This is a genomic window from Microcystis sp. M53602_WE12 (assembly GCF_030065455.1).
GTDB lineage: Bacteria > Cyanobacteriota > Cyanobacteriia > Cyanobacteriales > Microcystaceae > Microcystis > Microcystis aeruginosa.
The window spans coordinates 1-5073 of the sequence record NZ_JASJFB010000291.1 but is presented as its reverse complement, the minus strand read 5'-3'; the positions used below and the strand labels follow the sequence as shown (position 1 = coordinate 5073).

Annotated in this window: 5 protein-coding genes and 1 pseudogene; 2 read left to right on the top strand and 4 right to left on the bottom strand. The window is 42.7% G+C overall.

What is annotated here, in order from left to right; all coding sequences use genetic code 11:
* Positions 1–271 precede the first annotated feature (271 nt).
* Positions 272–1054: an endonuclease/exonuclease/phosphatase family protein gene (locus PX482_RS10440; protein ID WP_288096360.1), complete on the bottom strand. Its 783-nt coding sequence runs from the start codon at positions 1052–1054 to the stop codon at positions 272–274.
* 318 nt (positions 1055–1372) lie between these two features.
* Between PX482_RS10440 and PX482_RS10435 the strand changes: the two genes are divergently transcribed.
* Complete coding sequence (locus PX482_RS10435) at positions 1373–1504, top strand: hypothetical protein (RefSeq protein ID WP_288095004.1); 132 nt, start codon at positions 1373–1375, stop codon at positions 1502–1504.
* Here the strand turns inward: PX482_RS10435 and PX482_RS10430 are convergent.
* Complete coding sequence (locus PX482_RS10430) at positions 1465–3081, bottom strand: ABC transporter substrate-binding protein (RefSeq protein WP_288122410.1); 1617 nt, start codon at positions 3079–3081, stop codon at positions 1465–1467. The genes PX482_RS10435 and PX482_RS10430 overlap by 40 nt on opposite strands.
* A gap of 442 nt (positions 3082–3523) precedes the next feature.
* Positions 3524–4063, bottom strand: a complete 540-nt coding sequence (locus PX482_RS10425) for a pentapeptide repeat-containing protein (protein WP_002759502.1) — start codon at positions 4061–4063, stop codon at positions 3524–3526.
* A gap of 69 nt (positions 4064–4132) precedes the next feature.
* Here PX482_RS10425 and PX482_RS10420 point away from each other — a divergent pair, with 69 nt between their 5' ends.
* Positions 4133–4750: a DedA family protein gene (locus PX482_RS10420; RefSeq protein WP_288122411.1), complete on the top strand. Its 618-nt coding sequence runs from the start codon at positions 4133–4135 to the stop codon at positions 4748–4750.
* A 191-nt stretch (positions 4751–4941) separates the two neighbouring features.
* On the opposite strand, the pseudogene PX482_RS10415 reads toward PX482_RS10420, so the two are convergent.
* Positions 4942–5073, bottom strand: a pseudogene (locus PX482_RS10415) (IS630-like element ISMae24 family transposase); the annotation flags it as partial.

Below are 5073 nucleotides of genomic sequence, written 5' to 3'. Positions count from 1 at the left end.
GTAGGTAGGCGTTAAAAATTATCAGACACCCCCCTTATCAAGGGTAGGGTTGATTCATGAATCAACCCTACCTTATCAAGGGGGGCAGGGGGGATCGAACCTAAAATCCATTTTTAATTTAATTATAACCAGCTACTTAATAGCTACAAAAATATCACTTCTTGAGTTTTTTTCCTGTTTAAAACACCGAACAAATTTAACCATCGAATCACCAGAGTCTGCTGAAGCTTTCACCCTCTATATATTTGCTAAATACAGAAATCATCTATTTTTAGGGCAAGGTAAAAGCAGCAATTACGGGATAATGATCGGAAGGAATAAGATTCAACCAACGAGAAGGATCGACTTTTGCCCAATCTAACTGCAAACGGCTATCATAATAAATTGTATCGATGGCTAAATAAGGGGTATCGGTGTAATTATTAAAGCTCATTTGTTCCGCTAATTCTAAATCGGCTAAAGCGTCCTTTAATTTAATTTCTGGCTGCAGAGGTTGAGTTAAAATCTGACGGGGTAATTGCTGAGAATTAACATTAAAATCACCTGTTAAAAACAGGTAATCTTCTGTTAAATCTAGTTGACAAAAATGCTCTTGTATGCACTTAGCCCCTAAGTTCTTAGCTTGGTCGCTATAGTAATCGAGATGGGTATTATAAAACTGCAAAGTTTGCCCCTCAAGAGTGCCAAATTTAGCCCCCGTTACCATGCGGGGATAAGGATTACCCCAAGCTTCAGTGATACTGCCAATAATATCGGGAGTTTCTGATAGCCAAAATTCGTATATTTCCAAACATTGTAACCGACTTGGTTGATATAAAATCGCACAATGTTCATCTAATCCTGTCCCCCTGCGATCACTACCTAAACTTTGGTATTTTGGCAATAAACGGTGTAGATCCAATAGTTGATTAGCGCGAGCTTCCTGAGTACCAATTATATCAGGAGAATAGTGAGCAATTAAAGCCGCTACTGCTTCCCTTCTTACTCGCCAATTACGCTCATCGGGATCGGGTTTATCGTAGCGAATATTAAAGGACATTGCTGTTAGTTTCATAGGAAAATGGAGAATGAGGAAGGGAATCGGGAGTGGGAAGTGGGGAAGTGGGGAAGTGGGGAAGTGGGGAAGTGGGGAAGCTGTCTCATCACCCTATCACCCCAAAACCCTCCGCAACGCGCACGCAGTGACCACCCTATCACCTGAATACTGAATACTGACTCCTGACTCCTAACTCCTAATAATTAATTAGGGCTTGCTGAATAAATCTAAAAACCTTGTTGGGTAAGACTTTTAGACCTTTTGTCAATCAAAAAGTAATGGATATGGGAGTGATCGGGGGGAAATTTAGGCACTTTTTCCCTGAAAATTAGGTAATTGGCCACCTCAAAACTGGTAAAACCCCACACCCCACACCCCACACCCCACACCCTGCCCCCAGGAAAAACTTTTTCAGCAAACCCTAATTATCAGGATTTTTTGGCAATTGTCCAGAAGGGAAAAGTCTGACTGGGATTGATGATAACTCCCGTGATGCCATTGCGAGCAAAAGCGTATTCCTTGGTTTGCCAAAGGGGAATATAGGGAACTTCATCGGCGAGAATTTCTTGAATTTTGCCAAAAATTTGCTTTCTTTTGGCTGGGTTACTTTCCCGACGGGATTGTGCGATTAATTGATTCATTTCTTGACTATAAAAAAATGAGCCTTGACTTTGCGATCCTCCTTCTTCGCAGCCAGTTTCTGGGGAACCTTTAGCACAATCTAAAAAGGGATAAATATAGTTATCTGCATCCAAAAAATCCGGATACCAATTAGATAGGGCAGTGGTATAAAGTCCCTGGCTAATATTACGGAAAAAGGCCGCTCCTAGGATACTATTGGGTTCAAATTGAATCCTATTATCTAAATCCCGTTTTGATAGGGCTTTCATCACTGCCGCCACGCTGCTGGAAGTAATCGATCCCGAGGAGTGCCAAACTTCTACAATTGCGGGTTTTTCTGGACTATAACCAGCGGCTTTTAGTAATTGTTTAGCTTGCTCTATATTATGGTTGCCATAGCGCTCTTTAAACACCGGTTGTGACTCGGAAAAAGTAGTAGGAATGAGACTAAAAAGAGGGATGCCTTGACCTTGTAAAATGCGCTCATTAAGTAAATCTCGATCGACTAGAGAAGCAATGGCTTGTCGCACTAAAATATTATTGGTGGGTTCACTTTTGAGATTGAGGCTCATAAAGTTAATTGCTGCCCCAGAAGATTCGATGGCTTGCCATTTTTCCTGCGCCGCTTCTGTGCGTAATTTTCTCACTTGAGGAGGCAGTAAAGATTGATAGGCAATATCCACCGCTCCCGTCTGAAAACCGTTAAATAAATTGGCAGGATTCGAGAGATAAATTTGCACATTAACTCCTTTATTTTTGGCTGGTTCTCCCCAATAGCGATCAAAGGCTTCTAAACTAAAAGAATCGCTGGTAACTGCTTTTAATCGATAATGTCCCGTGCCGATAAATTCTTCAGGTTTAAATTTACCCTCGCCAATTTGATAAAATTTGGGTGAAACTGCACAGGCTCCGGGGTAAGCTAAAAGAGCAGGAAAGGCGGCAAAAGGTCTGGTTAATTTAATAGTAATTTCGTCTTCCTTGGTCGCAGTGATTTTATCAATTGTATCCTGGAGAAGAAAGGAAGGTTCGCCACCATTTTTGATAAATCTTTCTAGGGAAAACTTCATCGCCTCCGCGTTAAAAACCGTGCCATCATGAAAGATAACTCCTCGACGTACTGGGATAGTATAAGTCAAACCATCGGGGCTAATTTTGGGTAATTCCGTGGCCAGGAGAGGCTTTAAATTAGTGGTTCCTTCGGCGTAGGTGTAGAGAGTTTCACCGAGATTATAAATAATAAAAAGTCCCGCTAACTCATAACTATCGGCCGGATCGATCGAGCGTGGTTTTAGGGTTGTCCCAATCATCAGGATATCCCTATCCCCCTGGGGTAAATTGGAATTAGTGGACTGACAGCCCACAGTCAGAAGAAGACAGAGGCAAAATAAACTTAAATAGCGATAAAGTTGGTGTAAAGGTTTCATCGATAGCGATTAACGGCAGCTAGGTATCAATCAATCCTATCATTTTTGTGCATAATCTTTTCCCCTAGGTTCCCTTAAGGAACTAGGTTGATTGCCTAATTGGTTGGGGAAAATTCTTCAATAACTGCACTGATTACCCAGACAATTAAACTAAATTTTCTGGTCGATGATGGCAAAAACTTGATCAATTTGGACAAGAAGAAGACCCTGGGCAGCAAAGGGTTTAAATGGTTCAGAATAGCTGGAGCTATGGAGGCAGATAGCAACCGATTAGAAACTCATCTTCTTTTATCTATCAGCCATTTAAGTAAGTAGTTATAATTAAATTGAAGATAGATTTTGCCTCTGATCCCCCCTGCCCCCCTTGATAAGGGGGGTGCCGATCCCCCCTTAGTCCCCCCTTGATAAGGGGGGTGTCTGATAACTTTTAACGACTACCTACTTAGGTTAATCCTGTCCCTTCCAAACAAGCTCGCTCGAAAATTGCCCCCGTGGTTACTGCCGAGGCTAAACTAGCACAAAGAAGATTGGCATCAGTAAAATTTGTTCCCCGTAAAATCGCCCCGAAAAAAATTGCTTCCTCTAAATCGGTTGCCGACAGATCTGCTCCGGACAGATTAGCGCTAGTAAAATCCGCTTGGGTTAAAATCGCCCCGACAAAACTCACTCCCCGGCCATCGACACCGCGAAAATCCGCCCCGGACAAATCTAGATGATTAAAAACCGCCCCGGCTAAAAAAGCACCGGCCAAACTTGCCCCAGTCACGATCGCATCGAGGAGAATTGCCCCGCGTAAATCGGCATTACGAAAATCTGCTCCCCTTAAATTTGCCCCTGTCAGGTCAGCACCGCGTAAATTTGCCCGTAAATTCGCCCCGGCTAGGTCTGCACCCGCTAAATCAGCCCCTGCCAAGTTCATGCCCCCTAAATCTTTTATCTCACCCCGACGAATTGCTAATAAATCAATACTGGGAAAAGTCATGTTCAGCCACGGTTAAATACTGTAAAAATATCTTAGAATATTCGTAAACCTTTGTTAAGAAAGCGCTCCATGTCCCTAGAGCTATTATCCCTAGAAAATATTGAAGAAATCGCCCACCAATACGGATACTGGGCAGTATTTATCGGTATCACCCTCGAAAATACCGGGATTCCCATCCCAGGAGAAACCATCACCATTGTCGGCGGCTTCCTTGCTGGTAGCGGTGATTTGAACTATTGGTTAGTTTTAGTCAGCGCAATTACAGGAGCAGTTTTGGGCGATAATTTTGGCTATTGGCTCGGTCGCGCTGGAGGTTGGCCGTTTTTGTTAAAAGTTGGCAAATTCTTTCGGATTCCGCCTCAAAAACTAGAATTAGCCAAGGATCAATTTAGTAAAAATGCACCCCGGGCGGTCTTTTTCGGTCGTTTCGTGGCTTTGTTAAGAATCTTTGCCGGTCCCATGGCGGGAATTGCCCGAATGCCCTACGGTCGCTTTTTCCTCTGTAATCTCGGTGGGGCAACGGTGTGGGCGACGATTATGGTGACATTATCTTTCTTTTTAGGCCGTTTGTTCCCCTTGCACCAGTTAGTTACTTCTATGGCTCGTTTTGGTATCTTGGCTTTAATTATCGTCCTAGCCTGGACAATTATTCACCCCATCCTTGAGTCACGGAAAAAGGTGGCTTAAGTCCGTCATTTCAGTTATCAGTTATCAGTTATCAGTTATCAGTTATCAGTTATCAGTTATCAGTTATCAGCTTTTGAAGGCAAGAGGCAAAAGACAGAATCTGACAATTCTCCTACCTAAAAAGAAGGTTAGAAACTAGGCACATCAAAGCTTTTAGCTATCCCCTGGAAAGAAGGGGGCTTGTTAAGTACCTAGGCAAAATTAATTACATACTCGCCTCCAAAATTGTCCAGCACTTTTTTAACGTAAGCGAGGAGGCTCTTTCGGTCTTTATAGGCGCTAAATTCAATCCATTCATATTTTAAAAATCTCCATAATATTTC